This window comes from Methylosinus sp. PW1 (assembly GCF_000745215.1).
GTDB lineage: Bacteria > Pseudomonadota > Alphaproteobacteria > Rhizobiales > Beijerinckiaceae > Methylosinus.
In genome coordinates this window covers 238419-259054 of the sequence record NZ_JQNK01000009.1, presented here as the reverse complement: position 1 = coordinate 259054, position 20636 = coordinate 238419, and the positions used below count along the sequence as shown (strand labels likewise).

22 protein-coding genes are annotated in these 20636 nt (G+C 67.3%); 11 read left to right on the top strand and 11 right to left on the bottom strand.

What is annotated here, in order from left to right:
* Positions 1-225 precede the first annotated feature (225 nt).
* From K369_RS10640 to K369_RS10625, 4 genes are all read left to right on the top strand, one after another.
* Positions 226-855, top strand: a complete 630-nt coding sequence (locus K369_RS10640) for an NYN domain-containing protein (protein ID WP_084570637.1) — start codon at positions 226-228, stop codon at positions 853-855.
* A gap of 125 nt (positions 856-980) precedes the next feature.
* Entirely contained in the window at positions 981-1526 is a 546-nt protein-coding gene (locus K369_RS10635) for a hypothetical protein (protein WP_036291015.1), read from the top strand.
* A gap of 27 nt (positions 1527-1553) precedes the next feature.
* Entirely contained in the window at positions 1554-2540 is a 987-nt protein-coding gene (gene bioB / locus K369_RS10630) for a biotin synthase BioB (protein ID WP_036291013.1), read from the top strand.
* 35 nt (positions 2541-2575) lie between these two features.
* Complete coding sequence (locus tag K369_RS10625; protein ID WP_036291010.1) at positions 2576-3418, top strand: shikimate dehydrogenase; 843 nt, start codon at positions 2576-2578, stop codon at positions 3416-3418.
* Positions 3419-3475: 57 nt separating this feature from the next.
* Here the strand turns inward: K369_RS10625 and K369_RS10620 are convergent, their stop codons facing one another.
* Both K369_RS10620 and K369_RS10615 read right to left on the bottom strand, forming a co-directional pair.
* Positions 3476-4147, bottom strand: a complete 672-nt coding sequence (locus K369_RS10620; RefSeq protein ID WP_036291008.1) for a phasin family protein — start codon at positions 4145-4147, stop codon at positions 3476-3478.
* A 173-nt stretch (positions 4148-4320) separates the two neighbouring features.
* Positions 4321-4680 carry a phasin gene (locus K369_RS10615; RefSeq protein WP_036294812.1) on the bottom strand — a complete coding sequence of 120 codons (360 nt, stop codon included), beginning with the start codon at positions 4678-4680 and terminating at the stop codon, positions 4321-4323.
* A gap of 353 nt (positions 4681-5033) precedes the next feature.
* Here K369_RS10615 and K369_RS10610 point away from each other — a divergent pair, with 353 nt between their 5' ends.
* From K369_RS10610 to K369_RS10590, 5 genes are read left to right on the top strand one after another with little or no spacing between them, the layout of a single operon-like run.
* Positions 5034-7826 (top strand): histidine kinase dimerization/phospho-acceptor domain-containing protein, encoded by a 2793-nt coding sequence (locus tag K369_RS10610; RefSeq protein ID WP_036291006.1) that lies wholly within the window; start codon positions 5034-5036, stop codon positions 7824-7826.
* Between the two features lie 38 nt (positions 7827-7864).
* A complete protein-coding gene (locus tag K369_RS10605) occupies positions 7865-8338 on the top strand; it encodes a nucleoside deaminase (protein WP_036291003.1) in 474 nt (157 codons plus the stop codon).
* On the top strand, positions 8335-9102 hold the full coding sequence (locus tag K369_RS10600; RefSeq protein WP_036291000.1) for a LamB/YcsF family protein: 768 nt from the start codon (positions 8335-8337) through the stop codon (positions 9100-9102). The genes K369_RS10605 and K369_RS10600 overlap by 4 nt, the downstream gene beginning before the upstream one ends.
* A gap of 4 nt (positions 9103-9106) precedes the next feature.
* Complete coding sequence (locus tag K369_RS10595) at positions 9107-9835, top strand: allophanate hydrolase subunit 1 (RefSeq protein ID WP_036290999.1); 729 nt, start codon at positions 9107-9109, stop codon at positions 9833-9835.
* Positions 9832-10863 carry a biotin-dependent carboxyltransferase family protein gene (locus K369_RS10590; RefSeq protein ID WP_036290997.1) on the top strand — a complete coding sequence of 344 codons (1032 nt, stop codon included), beginning with the start codon at positions 9832-9834 and terminating at the stop codon, positions 10861-10863. Before K369_RS10595 ends, K369_RS10590 begins: the two co-directional genes overlap by 4 nt.
* A gap of 322 nt (positions 10864-11185) precedes the next feature.
* On the opposite strand, the gene tolB is transcribed toward K369_RS10590, so the two are convergent.
* The 5 genes from tolB to ybgC form a co-directional block, all read right to left on the bottom strand.
* Positions 11186-12499: a Tol-Pal system beta propeller repeat protein TolB gene (tolB, locus tag K369_RS10580; RefSeq protein ID WP_036290992.1), complete on the bottom strand. Its 1314-nt coding sequence runs from the start codon at positions 12497-12499 to the stop codon at positions 11186-11188.
* Between the two features lie 55 nt (positions 12500-12554).
* Positions 12555-13823 (bottom strand): hypothetical protein, encoded by a 1269-nt coding sequence (locus K369_RS10575; protein WP_036290990.1) that lies wholly within the window; start codon positions 13821-13823, stop codon positions 12555-12557.
* A 9-nt stretch (positions 13824-13832) separates the two neighbouring features.
* Positions 13833-14282, bottom strand: coding sequence for a biopolymer transporter ExbD (locus K369_RS10570; RefSeq protein WP_018265586.1), 450 nt, complete (start codon positions 14280-14282; stop codon positions 13833-13835).
* Positions 14283-14298: 16 nt separating this feature from the next.
* Positions 14299-15036, bottom strand: a complete 738-nt coding sequence (gene tolQ, locus K369_RS10565) for a protein TolQ (protein WP_018265585.1) — start codon at positions 15034-15036, stop codon at positions 14299-14301.
* Between the two features lie 224 nt (positions 15037-15260).
* Positions 15261-15680, bottom strand: coding sequence for a tol-pal system-associated acyl-CoA thioesterase (gene ybgC, locus K369_RS10555; protein WP_018265583.1), 420 nt, complete (start codon positions 15678-15680; stop codon positions 15261-15263).
* 176 nt (positions 15681-15856) lie between these two features.
* Here ybgC and K369_RS10550 point away from each other — a divergent pair, with 176 nt between their 5' ends.
* Together K369_RS10550 and K369_RS10545 are read left to right on the top strand one after the other, a co-directional pair.
* The gene (locus K369_RS10550) at positions 15857-16675 is read left to right on the top strand and encodes a hypothetical protein (RefSeq protein ID WP_036290984.1); all 819 of its coding nucleotides are present in this window, start codon (positions 15857-15859) and stop codon (positions 16673-16675) included.
* A 99-nt stretch (positions 16676-16774) separates the two neighbouring features.
* On the top strand, positions 16775-17617 hold the full coding sequence (locus K369_RS10545) for a hypothetical protein (protein WP_051949202.1): 843 nt from the start codon (positions 16775-16777) through the stop codon (positions 17615-17617).
* Here the strand turns inward: K369_RS10545 and K369_RS10540 are convergent.
* From K369_RS10540 to K369_RS10525, 4 genes are all read right to left on the bottom strand, one after another.
* Positions 17593-18273 (bottom strand): NTP transferase domain-containing protein, encoded by a 681-nt coding sequence (locus tag K369_RS10540; protein ID WP_036290982.1) that lies wholly within the window; start codon positions 18271-18273, stop codon positions 17593-17595. The two genes, K369_RS10545 and K369_RS10540, sit on opposite strands and share 25 nt — an antisense overlap.
* Positions 18270-19199, bottom strand: coding sequence for an XdhC family protein (locus K369_RS10535; RefSeq protein WP_051949201.1), 930 nt, complete (start codon positions 19197-19199; stop codon positions 18270-18272). The genes K369_RS10540 and K369_RS10535 overlap by 4 nt, the downstream gene beginning before the upstream one ends.
* A 23-nt stretch (positions 19200-19222) precedes the next feature.
* Entirely contained in the window at positions 19223-19513 is a 291-nt protein-coding gene (locus K369_RS10530) for a cyclophilin-like fold protein (protein ID WP_245278171.1), read from the bottom strand.
* Between the two features lie 506 nt (positions 19514-20019).
* Positions 20020-20409, bottom strand: coding sequence for a hypothetical protein (locus tag K369_RS10525; RefSeq protein ID WP_036290980.1), 390 nt, complete (start codon positions 20407-20409; stop codon positions 20020-20022).
* Positions 20410-20636 lie beyond the last annotated feature (227 nt).

The following is a 20636-nucleotide window of genomic DNA, read 5'->3' as shown; positions in this document are numbered from 1 at the left end:
TGGACCGGAGGCGATGTGGTGTGGATTCTCGGCGGAACGGCCGTGATGACCCGAGGGCCTCGGCGAATTCGACTTGCTCATCGGCGGTCGGTCCGACTATATATTCGAGTAGGCTGAAGCCACAGCCACGGCATAGAAGAGTGAGCCGGCTCATTCCGACAAGCGCATAAGCGTCGGCGTGAGCCTCGGGAGTGAGCCGGCTCCATCTAAGTCGGGATAATTTCTTTGTTTCAGCCGCTATATGCAATTTTGCTCGACGGCGGCTTCCTCACAAAAAAGCTATACGCCAAGCTGGAGCGACATCCGACGGCGGACGATATCGTGGCCGAATGCGAGCGGCTGCAAAATTTGCAGGCCGTGAAGAATTATGAATTGCTTCGGATCTATTATTACGACGCTCCGCCTTCGGCGGACTCGGTAACGAAACCCGTGTCTCGAACACGTATGAATCTCGCGACGACCGAGCGCTTTCGGTTGAGCCAATCGCTCTATGATCAATTGGTTCTGAAGCCGCATTTCGCGCTGCGCATGGGTGAGACGCGACTCTCGCCCGACAAATGGCGGATCAAGCCGCGAGTGGCGCGATCGCTCGTGTCCGAGCAGCGCGCGCTCGGCGATGACGATTTCGAGCTGGATTTGTCGCAGAAGGGAGTCGATATGCGTATCGGCCTCGACATGGCCCGTCTCGCTCTGCGCGAGACAGTGCGAGCCGTCGTCGTGGTCACCGGAGATTCGGACTTTGTTCCGGCGTTCAAATTCGCTCGTCGCGAGGGCGTCAAAGTCATTTTGGACCCGCTCGGACATAATGTTCGAACCGAATTGAGGGCTCATTCGGACGTCGTCGTGACGAATTGACCCCGAGCTTCTCGCCATCTCGGCGAGAAGACGATTGCTTCTCGCCGCTGGCCCCCTCCCTTGTCGCCTCCGCCGGTCCGACTTATAGACCTCGCTGCGGCCGTACCCTCAGTGAGCTCACGACCATGGAAGACGCGTCCTCGATTCTGATTCCCGCCGCCATCGGCGCGCTCATCGGCGTGGCTTTCGCCTTTTTCGCGCGCTGGTCGGAGCGTTATCCGCAGGCGGGCTCCCGCCGCGCGCTGGCCTATGGGCTCATCGCCACGGCCGCGCTCTATGTCGGCTTCGCCTTCGCCTCGGACAATGCAAAGGCCTGGTTCGGCATCGAGATGACCGGCCTCGCTATTTTCGGCTCCTTCGGGCTGCTGGGCCTCGTCGGCTCGCCCTGGTGGCTCGCCATCGGCTTCGCTCTGCATCCCTTCTGGCATTTGCAGTTCCATTATCTCGGCACGGGCTCGGAGTTCACGCCGGCGTGGTTCACGCTCGGCCTCACCGGTTTCGATCTGGCCGTCGCCGCTTATGTCGTCTATGCCATTCTGCGCGGCGCCGATCCGCAGCTCCAGCGTAAGCCGCGGCCCTCCGCGCCTTCCGCCGCCGCCGGCGGCGAGGAAGAGGAGCCGCAGCGTCCGCTCACGCGCAATGAGCGCCGCGCCGCCAAAAAGTCGCGCTGAAACCACGCCGCAGAGAGGCTCTGATCGATGAACGCTCCCGCCGATTTCACTCTCCGTCACGATTGGACGCTGGAGGAGATCGTCGCCATCCACGACGCGCCTCTGCTCGAGCTGATCGCGCGGGCGAGCGCGCTGCACAGCCGCTTCTTCGATCCCAATGACGTGCAGAAGGCGGCGCTGCTCAGCATCAAGACAGGCGGCTGCCCGGAGAACTGCTCTTATTGCTCGCAATCTGCGCATCACCGCGAGGTCAAGCTCGATCGCGTCGAGCTGCTGCAGGTGGACGAGGTTCTGGACGCCGCCGCGCGCGCGAAGGAGGCGGGGGCCGATCGTTTCTGCATGGGCGCGGCCTGGCGGCAGGCGCCCAAGGGCGAGCGTTTCGACTCCGTGCTGGACATGGTGCGCGGCGTGCGGGCTCTCGGCATGGAGGCCTGCGTCACGCTCGGCATGCTGGACGACGGCCAGGCCGAGCGCCTCGTGGAGGCGGGCCTCACCGCCTATAATCATAATCTCGACACGGGGCCGGAATTCTACGGCGAGATCGTCACCACCCGCACCTATGAGGATCGGCTGCAGACGCTCGCCGCGGTGCGCCGCGCCGGCATAGAAATGTGCTGCGGCGGCATTATCGGCATGGGCGAGAGCGTGCGCGACCGCGCGCATATGCTGCAGGTTCTGGCCTCCTTCGATCCGCATCCCGAGAGCGTGCCGATCAATGCGCTGGCCGCCATCGAGGGCACGCCGCTCGAGGGGCGCCCGCCGGTGGATTCGCTGGAATTGGTGCGCATGATCGCGACGACGCGCATCCTCATGCCGAAATCCCGCGTGCGCCTGTCCGCCGGCCGCTCCGGCCTCTCGCGCGAGGCGCAGATCTTGTGCCTCGTCGCCGGCGCCAACTCCATCTTCTATGGCGAGAAGCTGCTGACGGCCGGCAATCCCGGCCTCGACGCCGACGCCGCGCTCTTCTCCGCGCTTTCTGCGCAAGGGCAGGGGGCTTGCGCGGCGAAGCAATAGGCGCCGCGGGCGGGAGGAAAAGCGGGGAGAGACCGATGCATGGGCAGGACCGCTTTCTCCTCGCCGGCGTGATGGGCTGGCCGATCTCGCATTCGCGCTCGCCCAAAATCCACAATTACTGGCTCGCCCGCTATGGCCTCGCCGGCGCCTATGCGCCGCTCGCCATAGAGCCGGGGCGGCTCGCGGCGGCGCTGCGCGCTCTTCCGGCGCTGAATTTCTCGGGCTGCAATCTCACCATCCCGCATAAGGAGGCGGCGCTCGCCATCGTCGATGTTCTCGACGCGAGCGCGACGCGTATCGGCGCGGTCAATTGCGTGGTGGTGGAGGAGGACGGGGCGCTCGTCGGCCGCAATTATGACGGCTTCGGCTTCACCGCCTCGCTGCGCGCCGCCGCGCCCATGTGGCGGGCGGACGCCGGACCTGCGGTGGTGATCGGCGCCGGCGGCGCGGCGCGGGCGGTCATCGCCGGGCTCATCGATTCCGGGGCGGCGGAGGTGCGGCTGTTCAATCGCACGCTCGAGCGGGCGCAGAAGATCGCCGCGGATTTCGGCGCTCCGGTCACGGCGCATCGCTGGGAGGAGCGCGCCGAGGGCCTCGCCGGCGCCGGCCTGCTGGTGAACACGACGAATCAGGGAATGGTGGGCGAGCCGCCGCTCGATCTGCGATTGGATCGCCTGCCGACGGAAGCGCTCGTCTCCGATATCGTCTATGCGCCGCTGGAGACGCCGCTGCTGGCCGCGGCCCGCGCCCGCGGCAATGTCGCGGTCGATGGGCTCGGCATGCTGATTCATCAGGCGCGGCCGGCGTTCCGCGACTGGTTCGGCGTCATGCCCGAGGCGACGCCGGAGCTGCGCGCGCTGATCGAGGCGACGCTGTAGAAGATCAGCGCGCTCCGCCCGGCGCGTTCGGCCGGGCGAGGAGCATTTTCGCGGGGCTCACGCCACAAAGGCAGAGACGGCGAAGCGGAAGGGCGACCAGCGGCTCGACAATTCCACCAGCTCATTGGCGCGCTTGAGGAAAGTCGTGTAGCGCTCGCTCGCGAAGCGCGATTGCGCCTCCAGCGCGTCGCCCACCGAGCGCGCCTGGCCGAGGGCCAGCGCCAGATCGAGGACGGCGGCGGCGTTCTCATTCACGAGATCGAAAGTCTTCAGCGACCAGAGGCTCGGGTCGAGCGGCTCGGCCTTGGCGGGCGCGGCCTCGATTGTCGCGGCGATGATGGTCACAGGCGCGACCGGCGCTTCGGTGATCGGCTTCGCGACGACCTCGAGGACGGGCTCCGCAATTATCTCGAGGACAGGCTCCGCCACGGTCTCGAGCGCGGGCTCCGGCGCAACGTCGAAAACGGGCTCCGGCGCGGTCTCGGCTGGGGCCTCGATGGCGGCGGGCTCCGCCGGCGTCAGCGCCAGCTCGACAGGCTCCAGCGCCGCGGTCACGGCCTCGATCTCGGCGGCCTCCAGAGCGGCGGCGACAGCGTCGATCTCGACGGGCGGCGCAGCCTCCAGCGGGGCCGTCTCGGGCTCGTCGTCGTCCAGCGCGTCCTTGAGGGTGATCGGCGGCTCCTTCGGCGGCGCCGGGCGCTTGGAAGAACCTCTCGTATGGGTGGCCATCGCTTCGGGCTCCTTTCGTGCTGGTGTCGGCAGTTTGGTGTCGCGCCCGAATCGCCTTCGGCGCTCGAAGCTCCGCGGAAACGCCGCTCTACTCGACGCTGCCTCTACTCACGACGCGCCGCAGCGCGTTTCGTCGAGGCGCCGCGCGCCGAAGGCGCGGCGCCGTCGGTAAATCACTTGCCGGTCGTCGCTTTTTGCAGCGCGGCGCCGAGATCCTTGGCCTGGGTCTGAATCGCCTCGACCTGGCTCTTCACATACTCCGCTTGCAGCTGGAGCACCTCCTGGGGGTCTTTCGCGCGCAGCAGCTTTTGCGCGAGATCGAAGGCCGCGTTCACATTGGCTTCGGCGTAGCCGAGCGCCTTGGCGCTCACATCCTTGGCCCCGACCTGGAAGGTGGCGGTCGTCGTCTCGACGGAGCCGATCGCCTTTTGCGCGGCTCCGGCGAATCCCTCGAACGCCTTGCGCGCCTGCTCGACGCTCTTCTCGGCGAAGTCGCGGACTTCGTTCGGTATCTGGTAGATCGGTTCGCTCACGAATGCTTCCTTCTGGTCGGGTCGGCTGCGCCGCCCGTCGGCCGAAGAAGGGGCGCCGGCCGACCGCCTGCGGCCGTCCATCGCGCATCGCGATCGGGACAGGCGCCGCCGAGCCGAATATGGCTCAACTCATGTTGCATTGCAACATAATTATGGTCTAGGGGCGGCGCGTCCGTTCATCATGAATCGCCGAAGCTTGTTAAAATGTCCTTCGCCGCATAGACCAAGCCGTAACGAACCTTTAAGTTTCACTTAACCGATCTTTCACCTTCGATCGGCCGCGACGCGCGTTCCGCGCCGCTTTGTTCCGCGCCGCTTCCGGCGCTTGTCGCGTCTGAAGAGGCGCTGTCGATATGAGCGAGCACGACAGGATCGAGAGCGAGGCGTTCGCCGCGCAGATCGGCGCCGATCCGGCCTTCGCCGCGCTCGAGGCGTCCGGCGCGCCGATCGTCGCCGCCGCGGGCGAGCCGCTGGCGATCGTCCACGCCAATGAGTCGGCGATTTCCGTCTTTGGCGGCGATCTCGTCGCGCTCGGCGACCGGCTGTTCCGTGGGAGCGAGCCCGGCGCGCGCCGGCTGCGCGAGCTCGCCGCGGCCGAGAGTCACGCCGCCGCGCCGCGGCTCGAGCGGCTGCGCTTCTCCTTCGGTCCCATCGCGCAGACGGCGACCGTTCTGTGCCGCAGGCTCACGGCCGAGGAGACGGGGCCGATCTTTCTGGTCGCAATGCTCGGCATGCGGTCCGCCGCGAGTGAGACTCCGCTGGTTCGGCCAGAAGAAGCTTCTGTCTCCGCGGCCGTGATCGCCGCGCCGGAGGCTGTGGCCGAATCTCCGGCCGCTCCATCTCCGGCCATTCCTGCGATCGAGCCGCCGCCCGCCCGTCCGCCGCGGCCGGAGCGATTCCTCTGGCGCTCCGACGCGGAGGGGCGGGTGCTCGACGTCACCGCCGCGCTCGCCGATGTGGTCGGGCGCGAGAATGGCGACATCGCCGGACGCTCGTTTCTCGAGCTGGCGAGCCGGCTGCGGCTGGCGCCGGATGATCGTCTCGCCGACGCCTTCGCCTCGCGCCGCTCCTGGAGCGGGGTCGAGCTCGATTGGCCGCTCGACGGCGGCGGCGCGCGCGTCCCGGTGACGCTCGGCGCTCTGCCGATCTTCGACGACGGCCGCCATTTCGGCGGCTATCAGGGCTATGGCGTGCTGCATGTGGACCGGCTGCGCCACGAGCCCGAGTCCAATTCCGAGCCCGAGCCGGACATTGCTCCGCCGGCGGAGGAGCCCGCCGCCGCGCTGGAGCCGCCGGCCGAGGCCGCGCCCCTGGCCGAGGCGGAGCAGACGTCGGCGCTCATCGGCGCCAAGATCGTGCCGCTGCGGCCGCTGCCGCGCCTCGAGGAGGCCGCCGCCTCCATCGGCGAGTCGCTGTCGCCGAGCGAGCGCACCGCCTTCGACGAGATCGCCCGCGCGCTCGCCTCCGCCGCGCAAAAGCCGGCCAAGGGCTCGGTGCGCGATTTGTTCGAGACGATCGAGCAGGCGACTGGGCAGCAAGCTTCCGGCGGGCAATCCGCGGGGCAGGCGGCCGCCGTCTCGGCGGAGCCCGAAGCGGCGCCTTTCGAGGAGCATGAGCCCGCGCCAATCCACGATGCTCTGCCCTCCAATGAGAATAGCGCCTTTCCCGGCGACCTCTCGCGCGCCGCCGCTCTGCTCGATCGGCTGCCCATAGGCGTCATGGTCGCGCGCGGGGCGGAGGCGCTCTACGCCAATCGCACGCTGCTGGATTATCTCGGCTATGGCGACGCCGCCGCTTTGGCGGGCGATGGCGGCGCGACGCGGCTCTTCGCCGGCCGGCGCCCGCCCACCGCGGCGGATGGAACCGCGGCCGGCGTCGTCGAGGTGCTCGATTGCGACGGCGAGCCGCTGGAGGCGGATGTTCGGCTCGAGCCGATCCAATGGGACGGTCTGGCCGCCACTCTCGTCACGCTGCGCAGCGCGCAGCAATCTATCGCCGCGCCGGAGCGCGCGCGCGCCGGCGCCTTGCGCAAGGAGCTGGAGAGCCGCCGCCATGAGGCGGAGGAGCTGCGCGCGACGCTGGACGCAATGGGCGACGCCGTTGTGGTGGTCGACGCCGAGGGCAGGCTGCGCAGCGTCAACGCCGCGCTCGGCCGGCTCGTCGGCGGCGAGCCGCGCGCGCTGCTCGGCTCCGGCCTCGCCTCGCTGCTCTGTGACGCGGATCAAGGCGTGGTCGCTGATTTTCTCCGTCGCCCGACGAGCCGCGATCTCGGCGAGGGGCTGCCGGTGCAGGCGCGCGCGCGCAATGGTCAGCTTATCCCTGTGCTGCTGACGCTGGCGCCGCTCGGCCCGCCGCCGGAGCAGAGGCGCTGCGTCATTCTCCATGTGATCCGCCGCCGCAGCTCGGACGACGAGCTCGAGGCCGCCCGCCGCGAGGCCGAGCGCGCCAGCGCCGCCAAGACCGATTTTCTGGCCAAGGTCAGCCATGAGATTCGCACGCCGCTCAACGCCATCATCGGCTTCGCCGAGGTGATGATGGAGGAGCGCTTCGGCCCGCTCGGCAATGAGCGCTACAAGGAATATCTCAAGGACATCCACACATCGGGCGAGCATGTGCTGAGCCTCGTCAATGATCTGCTCGATCTCTCCAAGATCGAGGCGGGCAAGTTCGAGCTCGACGTCGAGCGCATAGACGCCAACGCCGTCATTTCCGAATGCGTGTCGATCATGCAGCCGCAGGCGAACCGCAGCCGTGTGGTGATCCGCCTGTCCTTGTGGCCGCGCTTGCCGCGCATCCTTGCCGACGGCAGGTCGCTGCGGCAGATATTGCTGAACCTTCTGTCCAATGCGGTGAAGTTCAACGAGGCGGGCGGACAGGTGATCGTGTCGAGCGCCTTGACCGACGCCGGATATGTGGTGATCCGCGTGAAGGACACAGGGATCGGCATGTCCGAGACCGAGATCGAGACGGCGCTCGAGCCCTTCCGCCAGATCGGCTCGTCGCGCGGCGGCACGGGCCTCGGCCTGCCGGTGACGAAAGCGCTGATCGAGGCCAATCGCGCCTCCTTCTCGATCAAGAGCCGAAAGAACCAAGGGACGCTGATCGAGGTCGCCTTTCCGCCGCCGCAGGTGCTCGCGGCGGAATAGCGAGGCCCCGCCGGCGCCGCGCCGGAAAGGGGATTTCGATGAGAGCGTCGGATATCGTCCGCATGGATGAGGCGTTTCGCTTGGCGAAGAAGAGCTTCGACGAGGGCGGCCTGCCGATCGGCTCCGTTCTCGCCGAAGGCGCGCGCATGCTCGGCCGCGGCCATAATCGGCGCGTGCAGCAGGGCGATCCTATTCTGCATGGCGAGATGGATTGCCTGCGCGACGCCGGACGCCGCGCCTCCTATCGCGAGACGACGCTCTACACGACGCTCTCGCCCTGCATGATGTGCGCGGGGACGATCGTGCAGTTCAAGATTCCGCGCGTCATCGTCGGCGAGAACAGGAATTTCGGCGGCAATGAGCAGTTTCTCCGCGACCATGGCGTCGAGGTGATCCTGCTCGACGATGCGCGCTGCCGCGAATTGATGCGAAACGATATCATGGCCAATCCGTCCGTCTGGAACGAGGATATCGCCGAGGACGCGCCGCGCGGGGGAGCCGGGGGACAGTGACAGTCGATCTCAACGCCGATCTCGGAGAAGGATTCGGAGCCTGGCGCATGGGCGACGACGAGGCCATGCTCGACCTCGTGACCTCCGCCAATGTCGCTTGCGGCTATCACGCCGGCGACCCCGACATAATGGCGCGCTGCTTCACGCTGGCGAAAGCGCGCGGCGTCGCCATTGGGGCGCATGTGTCCTTTCCCGATCTCGCGGGCTTCGGCCGCCGGCGCATTCCCTATTCCGCCGCCGAGGTGGAGCGTCTCGTCGCCTATCAGATCGGCGCGGCGCAGGCGCTCGCGCAGTACAGCGGCCATCGCCTCACTTATGTGAAATGCCATGGCGCGCTCGCCAATGTCGCGGAGGTCGAGCCGGAGATCGCGCTCGCCGTGGCGCAGGCGACGCGCGCCGTCGACGCCAGCCTCACTCTGCTGGCCATCGCCTGCAGCGAGCAGGTGGCGGCGGCCGAGCACGCCGGCGTCGCCACCGCGCATGAGGTGTTCGCCGATCGCGCCTATCTCGATGACGGACGGCTGAAGCCGCGCGGCCAGAAAGGCGCCGTGATCGAGGATCCGGACTGGGCCGCAGCGCGCGCGCTCAATATGTTGAACGAGCAGGCGATCGTCACCGAGAGCGGCAAGCGTCTGCCGACGCCGATCGACTCCATCTGCGTGCATGGCGACACGTCGCACGCCGTCGATATGACGCGGCGCCTGCGTGCGGCGCTGGAGCGCGCAGGCTATCAGCTCCTGCCTTTCGCGCCATCGGAGACATGAGGCGATGCGCTACGCCGCGCCGCGCTGTCTCGACGCCGGCGAGGCGGCGCTGGTGGTCGAGTTCGGCGACAGCGTCGATCCCGCGATCAGCGCCGAGGTGCTGGCGCTCGACGCCGCTCTGCGAGCCGCGCCGCTCACTGGAATCCTCGAGACGGTTCCGACCTATCGCTCGCTGATGATTCACTACGATCCGCTGGCGCTCGCCCGCGCCGTGCTCGTCGCTCATGTCGAGGCGCTGGAGAGAGCGGCGCAGGAGAGCGCTGCGCCGAACGTCCGCTGGATCATTCCCTGCTGCTACGCGCCGCCGCATGGCGAGGATTTGGCGGCGGCGGGCGAAGCCTTGTCGCTTTCGCCCGAGCGCATTGTGGAGCTTCATTCGGGCGCCGATTTTCGCGCCTATATGTATGGCTTCGCGCCGGGCTGGTGCTATCTCGGCGGCCTGCCTTCGGCGCTCGCCGTTCCGCGCCGCGCCTCCCCGCGCGGGCCGACGCCGCGCGGCGCGGTGCTCATCGGCGGCGGCCTCTCGCTCATCGGCGCCGATCCCATGCCGACCGGCTGGTATGTCCTCGGCCGCACGCCCGAGCGGCTCTTCGCGCCGAGTCGTGATCCCTCTTTTTTTGTCGAGGTCGGCGATGCGCTGCGTTTCGAGCCGATCGACGAAGCGACATTTCGCGCGCTCGAGGAGAAGAGCGCGCGCGGCGAGATGATCGCGCGGCGCGAGGCCTTCGCATGAGCGCGCGGCTGATCTTTCTCGCGGCGGGGCCGGGGGTGACGCTGCAGGACGCCGGGCGGCGCGGCAGCCTGCGCTTCGGCGTCACGCCGGCCGGCCCGATGGACGCCAGCGCCTTCGCCGCCGCCAATCTCGCGGCGGGCGTCGCCATGGGCGCAGCGGCGATCGAGGTCTCTCTCGGCGGAACGGAGCTGACGGCGGAAGGGGAGACAATCGGCCTCGCCATCGCCGGCGGCGAATTCGACATTCGCCTCGATGGCGCGCCGCTTCCCTTCGCCTGCGCGCTCTCGCTGGAGCCGGGCGCACGGCTCTCCATTCGCGCGGGGCGGAGCGGCGCCTGGTGCTATGTCGCCATCGCCGGCCGCATCGATCTGCCGCCGACGCTGGGCTCGCTCGCCACCCATGCGCGCTCTTTCACGGGCGGGCTCGAGGGGCGGGGCTTGCGCGCCGGCGATGTTCTGCCCCTCGCCGATCTCGCCCCGCCGCCGCGAGAATTGCAGGCGCTCGAGGCGCCGTGGTTCGCCTCTGGGGAAGAGCCGATCCGCGCCGTGCTCGGGCCGCAGGCGGATTATTTTTCAAAAGAGGCGATCGACAAATTTCTATCGGCGCGCTGGCGGGTGGGGCAGCGCAGCGACCGCATGGCCTATCGGCTGGAGGGCGCGCGCCTTTCCCATGCGAAAGGGCACGACATCGTCTCGGATGGCGTGGCGCTCGGCGCGATCCAGGTTCCGGGCGACGGCGCGCCGCTCGCGCTGATGGCCGATCGCCAGCCGACCGGCGGCTATCCGAAGATCGCCAATGTCATCGGCGCCGATATCGGCCGTCTCGCGCAGCGGCGGCCGGGGGATGCATTCTCCTTTGCCGCGGTATCGATCGAGCAGGCCGTCGCGGCGCGGCGGGCGCTGAGCGAGGCGATGGCCGCTGGCGTGCGGCTGCGCGCCGTGGGCGGGGAGATTTCGACGGAATTGCTGCTTTCGGCCAATCTCATCGGCGGCGTCACAGACGCTTATTTGTCGATGGAGAAAGAGTAGGGATTCCCATACCCTCCTTCGCTGCGCGCTATCGGATTCCTACACCCTCCTCGCCCCCGCGGCGTCCTGGCCGGGCTCGTCCCGGCCATCCACGCCACGACGCAGAAGCGTCTTTAAAAGTTTGGCGTGACGCGGAAGCTCCGGTGGCGCCCGCCATGGGGCGAATTTGTCGAAAGCGGGCGCGTTCCTTCGGTTTCTCAGCTGCTTGGCGTGGATGGCCGGGACAAGCCCGGCCATGACGGCCAGAGCGTCTCGCGAGGTGCGCATCCGATAGCCCGCTGCGCGGGAGAAGGTCGGAGAGGGGGCTCGTCCAGCGGCCGGCCTACTCTTGCAACGGCCCCCACGACGGATCGGACGCGTAGGACGGCGTCGGCACGGGGAATTCCGAGCGGCCGAAAATATCGACCATGAAAATCTTGGCGCCGCCGCTGCCGCCGGAATCGCGGAAGAACATCAGGAACAGCCCATTCGGCGCCCAGGTCGGGCCTTCGTTGTGAAAGCCCTCGGTGAGGATGCGCTCGCCGGAGCCGTCCGGCTTCATCACGCCAATGCCGAAGGAGCCGGAGGATTGCTTGGTGAAGGCGATGTAATCGCCTTTGGGCGACCACACCGGCGTCGAATAATGGCCTTGGCCGAAGGAGATGCGCCGCGCGCCGCCGCCGCCCGCGCCCATCACGTAAATCTGTTGCGAGCCGCCGCGATCGGATTCGAAGACGATCTCGCCGCCGCTCGGCGAATAGGAGGGCGAGGTGTCGATGGCGTTGGTGTCGGTGAGCCGCGTCGTCGTGCGCGAGCGCAGATCCATGGCGTAGAGATTGGTGGCGGCGCCCTGCGACAGCGACATGACGATCTTCTGCCCATCGGGCGAGAAGCGCGGCGAGAAGGTCATGCCCGGAAAATTGCCGACCACCTCGCGCTGGCCGCTTTCGATGTTCAGCAGCAGCACCTTCGGATCGGCGGAGCCGAAGGACATGTATGTGACGTCTTGCGAGGAGGGCGAGAAGCGCGGCGTGACGACGAGCTCCTCGCCACGGGTCAGATAGCGAATATTGGCGCCGTCCTGATCCATTATGGCGAGACGCTTGCGGCGATGCTCCTTCGGCCCGCTCTCGTCGACGAAGACCACGCGCGTGTCGAAGAACCCCTTCTCGCCGGTGATGCGCGTGAACACCGCGTCCGAGACGAGATGCGCGACGCGGCGCATATTGGCGGAATCGGTGACATATTGCTGGCCCGCGGCCTGCTCGCCGGTGGAGACGTCGAAGAGGCGGAACTCGGTCTTGAGCCGTCCGTCCGGGCTGCGCTGCGAGCGGCCGGTGACGACATATTGCGCATTGAGCGTGCGGAAGAGATCGAGATTGGGCGTGGCCTCGGAGCCGGCGGGCTCCGGGACGGCGCCGGGCTCGATGGGACGCAGAAAGACCGAGCGCTTGAAATTATTGACGACGACGCTCGTCACTATGCGCGCCGCCTCATCGCCGGAGAAATTCGTCACCGCGACGGAAACCGGCTGAAAGCCGCCGCCCGCGCGCAGATCGAGCACGCGCGCCGCGCGCGCCGGCGCGGCGAGGAAAGGCGAGAGGGTCGCCCCGGCGAGAATATGGACGGCCGAGCGGCGGTCGATGTGAAACGTCATGAGAGGGTGGTCCTGGGCGTTTTCGAATTTTCGAAGGCAAAGAGAATGACCGTCGCTACATATCCTCCCTCATGTCCAATTCCGTGACGCGCCAATAATCGTAATAGGGCGCAAAGGCGGCCGGAATCGGCATGGGGCTGCAACGGCGCACGGCGCCGAGCGCCTGCTCGCCGCGGCTGCGCTCGACGGGATCGGAGGAGGGGTTGAGCAGGCGCGGCGCGCCTTCGAGCGCGCCTTCCCGCGACAGGCGGAATTCCACACGCGGCACATAGGTCTGGGCGTTGATCGACAGCGACGCCTGCCAGCAGCGGCGATAGTGATCGACCGTATAGGCGTCGATCTGCGCCTGCAGAGTCGGCGACATGCGCGGCGCGCTCGCCGTCGGCGCGCCGAGCGAGGCGGTCTTGGTGAGATCGGCGCCGGTCGCGGCGCGGCGTTGCGGCGCCTCATGGCTCAAGAGATTGGCGATATTGGCCGCGTCGAATTTCGATTTGGGCGCGGCCTCGTCGCCGGATTTCGGCTTGGCCGGCGGCTTGTCGGATTTCTTCTTCTCGTCGGAGTCGCTCGGCGCGCCCTTTTCGGCGGCCTTCTTTTTCTCGAGGAGCTTGGCCACCTCATCGACCTTCAGTTGCTTGGTCGCCGGCTCCTTCGGCTTGGCCTCGTCCTTCTTGGCCTCTTCCTTCCTGGGCTCTTCCTTGGGCTTCGGCTTCTCGGGAGGCTGCGGCGTCTCCTTGGCCTCCTTCTCGGGCTTTGGACGCACGGGGGGCTTGGGCTTCACCACCTCGGCCTCTTCCGGCTCCTCGCGCTCGGGCGGCGTCGGCGCGGGCTTGGCGCGCTCGGGTTTCGGCGGCTCGGGCTTGGGAGGCTCCGCCATGGCCGGCTGCGGCTTCGGCGGCTCCGGCTTGGGCGGCTCGGCTTTGGGCGGAGTGGGACGGAGCGGCGGCTCCGGCGTCGGCGGCAGAGCGGCGAGACGCTTGGGCGGAGGCGGGGCCTCGGGCTTGTCCTCCGGCTCATCGAGCCGCGGCTTCAGCGGCGGGGGCGGGGCGGCGACGTCCTTCTTGGCCTCGGCGAGCGGCGGCAGCGGCCTGGTCTCGTGCTGCTCGGCGATTTTATCGGCGCGCTGGACAGGCTTGATCTCCTTTGCGGCCTTCTCGCCCTTCATCACCTGATTGATCTGCGCATCCGTGACGATATCGACCGGCACGGTCTCCTGCGCATCATCGAATTTCTTCGTGTCCGAAAAGGCGATGAGCGTCGCCAGCAGCAGTCCGGCATGGACGGCGGCCGATACGACGAGGCCAGGTTCGGAACGCGAGGGCTTCAACGCTTCCCCTCACTTCTTGTCCACTTCGGTCACGAGAGCGACCTTCTTGTAACCGGCGCTCGTCACCATCGACATGATCTCGGCGACGCGGCCGTAATTCACCGTCTTCGAAGCGCGCATATAGATGCGCTCGTCGAAGCCCGCTTTGGCGGTCTCCTTCAGACGGTCGAGCAGCTGGCCGATCTCGATCGGCTGATCCATCAGAAAGATCTGCCCCTTGTCGTCCACGGCGATGGACAGCGGCTTCTGATCGATATTGAGCGGCCCGGCCTTGGTCTGCGGCAGATCGACGGCGACGCCAGTGGCGAGCAAGGGCGCCGCGACCATGAAGATGATGAGCAGCACCAGCATGACGTCGATGAAGGGCGTCATATTGATCTCGGCCATGGCGCCATAGCGCGGCGTTCCGCGCCGGCGGCGTCCCGAGCCCTTGCGTCCTGCGGCGACCGACGCTCCCATTTTGCGTTTCTCCCGCTCAGGCCGCGCGATCGCGACCGGACTGGCCGGCGTGCTGATCGATCTGGCGCGACAGAATGGCGGAGAATTCGTCGGCGAAGCTCTCGAGCCGCGCCTGGGTGCGGGCGACGTCGCCCTGCAGCTTGTTATAGGCGACCAGCGCGGGAATGGCGGCGAAGAGGCCGATGGCGGTGGCGAGCAGCGCTTCCGCAATGCCCGGCGCGACCACGGCGAGCGAGGTGTTCTTGGAGGCGGCGATGGAGCGGAAGGAGGTCATAATGCCCCAGACCGTGCCGAACAGGCCGACGAAGGGGCCGGCCGAGGCGACCGTCGCCAGCACCAAAAGATTGGATTCGAGCTTCTCGACCTCGCGGGCGATGGAGACGTCCAGCACTTTGTCGATGCGCGCCTGCAAGCCCATGAAGGAGGCGCCGGCGTTCTGGAAGGAGCGCTTCCATTCGCGCATGGCGGCGATGAACAGGCTGCCCATGCCGGCGGCCGGGCGCTCCTGCAGCTTGGCGTAGAGATCCTCGAGCGAGGAGCCGGACCAGAACACTTCCTCGAAGCGGTCCATGGCGCGGCGCGTGCGCGAGAACAGCAGAACCTTGTTGACGATGATCGCCCAGCACCAGACCGAGGCCAGCAGCAGGCCGACCATCACCAGCTTGACGACGATATGCGCGCCCCAGAACATGCCCCAGATGGACACCTCGGCGGCTGCGCCGGAGAGCGGGGCGGCGATTTCGGCTGGATTCATGAAAGTCGTCCTCGGAAGTCGCGGGGTCGGCGGCGAAGCTGGATCGATCGCGGCGGAATCGTCGGCTCCCGCCCGCGCCGGGACTCACGTCGCGCTCGCTCCCGCAGCGCCGCGCCGAAGGCTGTGGAGCCCGAGCGGTATGGAGCGCGAATCCGCCGAGATTTTGTCCTGGATGCGCCGCACAATCGGAAAATATGAGTGGAAGGCTTAAGGGACCGTAAAGGTCACGCGCCGCGCGGGCTGGCGACGGAGAGGAACTTCGCCCGCACATCGGCCGGCATGCGGCGCGGCCGGCCGCCTTCCACCGCGGCGATTCTCACTTGCGCCGAAACCAGCGGCTCCTCGCCCCGCATGACGCGCTGGTCGAGATCGAAGGAGGCGCCGGACACTTCGCGGACGATCGTCTCGACGATGAGGGAATCGTCCATTTGCGCCGGCTTGCGGAAATCGATCGTCAAGGCGCGCACGACGAAGAACAGTCCGCCTTGCGCCTCCAGCAGCTCGCGCTGGCCGAGGCCGAGATCGCGCAGCAGCTCGGTGCGGCCGCGCTCCATGAAGCGCAGATAAGAGGCGTGGTAGACGAGACCGGAGAAATCCGTGTCCTCGTAATAGACGCGGACGGCGAGAGTGTGCGTATGGGTCATTTCGCGCGCGCAGGATCACTGGTGGCTCTGCTATACAGCAGGCCGCCGCGTCTCGCATCCCTTAGATCCCGAGAGATCGGCGCTGTGCGTGCGCTGCGGCAGGGCCGGTTGCACCGCAATATATAATTCTGATACATATCGATGCGTCGCAGGCGTGTCGAGGCTGAGAAGGGTCGATGAACAAAGAGCTTTGCATCCTCGTCTGCGGCGTCGGGGAAAGGGCCTCGGCGGTGGCGAGGCGTCTGATCGGCGAGGGCTACGCCACCGTGCTCCATCAGGAGCGGCCGCCGCGGGCGCTGCGGCGGCGCATGTGCTACGCCGACGCCTGGTTCGACGGCGTCGCCGCTCTGGGCGGCGTCGAGGCGCGCCGCGCCGACCGGCCGACGGAATTTCTCTGCGGCATGCAGACCCGGCAATTTCTGCCGCTTCTGCTGCGGCCTTTCGACGAGGTGGTGGAGCGCTGGCCCTGGGACGTCATCATCTCCGCGCCGGACCATGACGGCCGCCCGGCCCGATCTATCGCCAATGTGGCCGAGCTGACGATCGGCGTCGGCTCCGGCTTCGTCGCCGGCGCCGATTGCGATCTCGTCATCGCGACCGATGGTCTCGATCCGGGCGCCGTGCTGCGCGCCGGAGACGCGCCGCCGAGTCGCCGCGACGCGGATCGCCTCGCGCTCGACTATTGGGACGTGATCGCGATGGCGGAAGGCGCGCTCGCCGCGCGCAAGACGATCGGGGAGCGCGTCGAGGCGGAGGAAATTTTTGGCTTTATCGGCGAGGAGCCGGTGCGCGCCCCGGTCGCCGGCCGAATCAGCGGGCTGGCGCGGCCGGACCAGACGGCGCCGGCGGGCGCGCCGATCGCGGAGATCGCGACATCGGACCGCGCGCCCGTCGCCGGCGTTTCCGACCGCAACAAGCTGATCGCCCGCGGCGTCTCCTTCGCCGTGGAGATGGAGGCGGGCGGCTGGACGCCGGTCTCGATCGGCTCGCGCTGACGCCTTTCCTGTATTAATCTCCGGCGCATATTTTTTGGCGCCGGCGATCGACGTGGCGTTCAGCCGTCGAGAGACGGCGCGCCGCACGGAATTTTCGTCATGAGACCTTTTTTCTCGCTGACCTTGCTGGTCATCGTCACTCTCACGCTCGGCGGGGTCCCACGCCTGTGGAACTTCGCGCAGGCCGCTTTCAACGATCCGAAATGGCTGCCCGCGCTGGCCGCCGATTCGCCGGTGCATTTCGAGCCGGCGGCCGAGGGCTGCGCCACCATCGTCGGCCGCATGCTGCCGGAGGCGCTTCGCAGCGTCGAGGACGCGCATGGACGCCCTTTCGCGCAAGCGCCCATCGTCGGCGTCTATGGCTCCTACGATAATTACGCCAAGGCCAATGGCATGGGCGATCCGCGCATCGCCGCTGTCGCCTTGTCCGGCCGCGTCGTGCTCTCGCCGACCCTCTGCGGCGCGGAGAGCGCGCGCCTCGCGCCGGTGCTGACGCATGAGCTTTCGCATGCGCATTTCTTCGGCTGGCGGGGGCTATGGGCGGAGCGTCCGCCGAGCTGGTTCGTGGAAGGCCTCGCCGTCATGATCTCGGGCGGCGCCGGCGCGGAGGAGATGAGCGAGGAGGAGGCGCGGGCGCGCATTCGCGACGGCCATGCGCTCATCATGAGCGAGCAGGGCGTCTGGCGGGATTTTTCGTCCATCGCCTTCGCCGACGAGCGCGGCGGCGATTTTGCGCGATTCGATCTCGTCTATCGTCAGCGGCTGGCCTTTCGTCAGGCGGCCATGTTCGTGGCCTGGCTGAAGGCGCAGGACGAGGCGGGCTTCGCCGAGCTTTTGCGCCGGCTGGAGGAGGGGAAGGGATTCGCCGCGGCCTTTGCGGCGGCGTTCCGCGCCGATCTGCCGACGCTGTCACGAAACTATCTCGCCACCATCGGCGGATGAGGCTCGCACGGCGCGACATTCGCGGCGGCGGCCTCGCGTGGGCCGAGGCCATGGCGCGTCTCCGCCGCCAGAAGGTCCTGCCGCGTGTCGATATCGAGAAGCCGATCGGCGTCGCAATCGACAAAGCTCGCGTTGGCCAGCAGCGATCTCGCGCCGCCTTCGCCGGCGGGCGGCAAGCGCAGCAGCTCGTCGACGGGGAAAATGGCCGGAGGCCCGTGATAGGCGTCCGCCCGCGACGCGACGATCCCACCGCGCGCTTCCTTCGCGACCGAGATCAGACGCGCGAGATGATCGGTCCCGACGAAGGGCATATCCGCGAGGCAGACGAGCAGCTTCAGCCGATTCTCGACCGAGGACGCGCCGATTTTCAACGAGGCGAGCATGCCGCTTTCGGCGTCGTCATTGCGGAGGATGGAAAATCCATCGCGCGCAAAGGCGTCGCTCCAATGGGCGTCGCTCCAATGGGCGTCGCTTCTGCAAACGACGCGCTTTTGCGCGAAGGCGAACGGCCGCAGGGCGCAGAGAATATGATGCGCGACGGGCGCCCCTGCGAGCGGCGCGCTCAATTTGTCGCCGCCGCCGAAGCGAGAGCCGCGCCCCGCTGCGAGCACGAGGACGGCGATGGACGACGCATCATAGCGGCTCCGCCCGGTCACGGCGTCACCGACTTTCGCGATTCGAGGCAGGACAGAATTTCGGCGAGCACGGAGATGGCGATGGCGCGCGCGTCGCGCGCGGGGCCGAAAAGGCCGATCGGCGCGCGAATGCGGCCAATTTCCTGTTCCGTAAAGCCCTCTTGCCGAAGCCGCTCGACGCGGCGGATATGCGTCCGGCTGCTGCCGAGGCAGCCGACATAAAAGGCGTCGCTGCGCAGGGCCGCCTTCAACGTCGGCAATTCCTGATCGATATCGTGATGAAGCAGCACGACCGCGCTATCGGCGTCGGCGGACCAATCGACCGCGCCGCGCGCCGCCTCGATGACCTCGAGGCCCGCCGCCGCTGCGATGGCGGCCAATGAGCGGCTCTCCAATCCTCGCCCGGAGAGGAGAATTCGCGGCTCCGGCCGCAGCGCCGACAAAAAGGCGTCGTCTCGCCAACCCGTCGGCGCAGCGGCGACCACCGAGAGCTCGGAGCCTTTCGGGCGATAGACGAGGCCGATGGATCGGCGCTCCGTCATGGCGCGCAGAACGTCGTCGATCGGCGCCATGTCTCTCACGACATGGATCGCGAGCGAGACGCCGCCCCCACAGGGAAGCGCTATATCGAAATAGGGCGATCCCTCGCCATAGCGGCGCATGCGGTCGGCGCCCTCCCGGATCGCCTCGACGGCCTCCCGCGCGACCGCCGCCTCGACGCAGCCGCCCGAAACAAAGCCGCAATAGGCGCCATCGTCGCGAACCGCCATATGCGCGCCGAGCGCGCGCGCCGCGCCGCCGATGATCTCCACCAGAGTGACGAGCGCGCATCTCTGTCCGCTCGCCATCGCATCGCTGAGAAAGCGGAAGATGTCGACCGGCCGATCCGTCGAAAGGGCGGGCCGGATGTCGATCTCGCAGGAGAATTGATCGAGATTGCTTCGCATGCGACGCTTCGAGATTGGAGATTTCAGACCGCCCGCTCGATATGGAGCGGGATTTTGCCGCGCGTCTTCAACGGCGCGACGTCGTCGTCGAGGCGCCCGAGCCGGATCAGGCCTTTCGAATAAGGATAGCCGGCGTGGAAGAAGGCGAGATTGCCCCGGGGCGCATAATAGCAGAGATCGCCCGGCGCCTCACTCGAGAAAGGTCCCGCTCCCTCCGTGAGCTTGCGCGGGAGATAGGCGATCTTCTCATTGTCGGCTCGATGGTCGCTCCAGCGGCGGAAGCGACGCGAGGTCGCGAGCGGACGGATTGTCATAGAGCGATACGGTGAACACATGGTCGCCGAAGGCGCATCGCAGCTTCATGATCGTTTTCTCCGGCTGCGCGCGCGAGGGCGGGCCGAGGCGGCGCGACGATCGCGCGCGGCAGCTCGAGCAGCCTTCTGCGCGTCGGGCCTAGTGCTCCGAAGTGAAACGCCGTGTCCATCGTATAGGTCCTCCCTCGCGGCGCTCGTGTCCGGTACTATCCTATCCGATGTGACCAGATTACCTTCTGTCTCACGCTTCGATTAGGCGCTATAATCTGCACCTCAATATGAATGAGATTCATGAATGGCGCGGGACAATGTCAACGACCTGCTCGCCTTCCTCACCGTGGCGCGGGAACGCAGCTTCACGCGCCACGGCGGCCAAGATGTGTCCGTATCCGAGGCCGGGCGCCGACGACCAGGACCTGCCACCATCTCTGATACCCGCATCGCTGCGAATCCCCGCCCGCCTTCGCGCTATAGCTAGAGGCGCTGCGACACGAGGAGCGATATTTCTAGCCGAGTCCATGCATCGCCAAGGCATAGGCGATCCAGATAAATCCCACCGAGGACACGAGGAAGCTCAGCGCCGTATAGACCTTCCACAAAGGCTTGCTCCAGAAACTCGGATCGAAAGCCGCGATGGTGAATACGGTCGGATTGGAAAATCCGCCGATCGCCACGCACCAGCAAGCAATGACGGGAAGCTCGACGCCCGAACCATAGAATCCGACGCCGAACAGCGCCATCAACGCATAGTCGACATGGGCTCTGATCATCGTCTTATAGTCGATGACGAAGCTGTCGATGGCCTTGATCGGGAACCACTTCGCGAATGTCATCAGCCATGCCGTCGTAATGAGAGCCGTGATGCAGGCGGCGGAGCCGATCAGAAGGATTTTCATCCGAGTTCCTCGTGTGCTTTACGTGTGCAGAGGAAGCTTTTTCGTCCATCGGAGCTCCTCGCGTCTCGAGAAATTCGCCTAGGCGCCTTTAGGCAATTTTCCCGAGCGCGTGCGGCCACCGTCCTGCTCGGCTTGCGGAGCATTGTCGCGGCGCTCTGAAGTCGCGCTTCCCGGTCCCGGCGGTCTCGAGGCGCGGTTTCGGTCGTCGTGCGTGGCGGTCGTGCGCT

Excerpts from the sequence above, each read along its gene's own strand:
- K369_RS10635 (WP_036291015.1), top strand. The coding sequence starts at position 981 with ATGGAAGACGCGTCCTCGATTCTGATTCCCGCCGCCATCGGCGCGCTC.
- bioB (WP_036291013.1), top strand. The coding sequence starts at position 1,554 with ATGAACGCTCCCGCCGATTTCACTCTCCGTCACGATTGGACGCTGGAG.
- K369_RS10625 (WP_036291010.1), top strand. The coding sequence starts at position 2,576 with ATGCATGGGCAGGACCGCTTTCTCCTCGCCGGCGTGATGGGCTGGCCG.
- K369_RS10620 (WP_036291008.1), bottom strand. The coding sequence starts at position 4,147 with ATGGCCACCCATACGAGAGGTTCTTCCAAGCGCCCGGCGCCGCCGAAG.
- K369_RS10610 (WP_036291006.1), top strand. The coding sequence starts at position 5,034 with ATGAGCGAGCACGACAGGATCGAGAGCGAGGCGTTCGCCGCGCAGATC.
- K369_RS10605 (WP_036291003.1), top strand. The coding sequence starts at position 7,865 with ATGAGAGCGTCGGATATCGTCCGCATGGATGAGGCGTTTCGCTTGGCG.
- K369_RS10595 (WP_036290999.1), top strand. The coding sequence starts at position 9,107 with ATGCGCTACGCCGCGCCGCGCTGTCTCGACGCCGGCGAGGCGGCGCTG.
- K369_RS10590 (WP_036290997.1), top strand. The coding sequence starts at position 9,832 with ATGAGCGCGCGGCTGATCTTTCTCGCGGCGGGGCCGGGGGTGACGCTG.
- tolB (WP_036290992.1), bottom strand. The coding sequence starts at position 12,499 with ATGACGTTTCACATCGACCGCCGCTCGGCCGTCCATATTCTCGCCGGG.
- K369_RS10570 (WP_018265586.1), bottom strand. The coding sequence starts at position 14,282 with ATGGGAGCGTCGGTCGCCGCAGGACGCAAGGGCTCGGGACGCCGCCGG.
- tolQ (WP_018265585.1), bottom strand. The coding sequence starts at position 15,036 with ATGAATCCAGCCGAAATCGCCGCCCCGCTCTCCGGCGCAGCCGCCGAG.
- ybgC (WP_018265583.1), bottom strand. The coding sequence starts at position 15,680 with ATGACCCATACGCACACTCTCGCCGTCCGCGTCTATTACGAGGACACG.
- K369_RS10550 (WP_036290984.1), top strand. The coding sequence starts at position 15,857 with ATGAACAAAGAGCTTTGCATCCTCGTCTGCGGCGTCGGGGAAAGGGCC.
- K369_RS10545 (WP_051949202.1), top strand. The coding sequence starts at position 16,775 with ATGAGACCTTTTTTCTCGCTGACCTTGCTGGTCATCGTCACTCTCACG.
- K369_RS10535 (WP_051949201.1), bottom strand. The coding sequence starts at position 19,199 with ATGCGAAGCAATCTCGATCAATTCTCCTGCGAGATCGACATCCGGCCC.
- K369_RS10530 (WP_245278171.1), bottom strand. The coding sequence starts at position 19,513 with ATGACAATCCGTCCGCTCGCGACCTCGCGTCGCTTCCGCCGCTGGAGC.
- K369_RS10525 (WP_036290980.1), bottom strand. The coding sequence starts at position 20,409 with ATGAAAATCCTTCTGATCGGCTCCGCCGCCTGCATCACGGCTCTCATT.